This is a genomic window from Mesorhizobium sp. WSM4898, from assembly GCF_029625845.1.
Lineage (GTDB): Bacteria > Pseudomonadota > Alphaproteobacteria > Rhizobiales > Rhizobiaceae > Mesorhizobium.
Genome location: NZ_JARTVQ010000049.1, coordinates 1 through 254, shown reverse-complemented (window position 1 = coordinate 254; position 254 = coordinate 1). Strand labels below are relative to the sequence as shown.

The 254-nt window shown below is 67.3% G+C and carries 1 protein-coding gene; it reads right to left on the bottom strand.

Features of this window, described 5'->3' with window-relative positions:
- Positions 1 to 227 (bottom strand): hypothetical protein (locus tag P9228_RS30900; RefSeq protein ID WP_278057064.1); only part of this gene is annotated, 227 nt, incomplete at its 3' end.
- Between the last annotated feature and the right edge of the window lie 27 nt (positions 228 to 254).

Below are 254 nucleotides of genomic sequence, written 5' to 3'. Positions count from 1 at the left end.
ACCGCGCCGGCCGCCATCTCGAACATGGGCGCGAGTTTCAGCAACACTGCGCGCTGGACGCGCGGCGATTGAAGGATGTTGCCGATCGCCTTTTTGACGAACGGAGACGTGAAGACGTTGAGGCCGAGTCCGCCGCCGAGCACCTTGCCCCAGCTGCTCCCGGTCGCCTCGTCGAATGCCTGTCCGGCCGCCGCGCCGAGGAGTGCTTTCCCGAAGCGCGGCGCCATCTTCTCGATGGCGGGGCGGATGTCGGA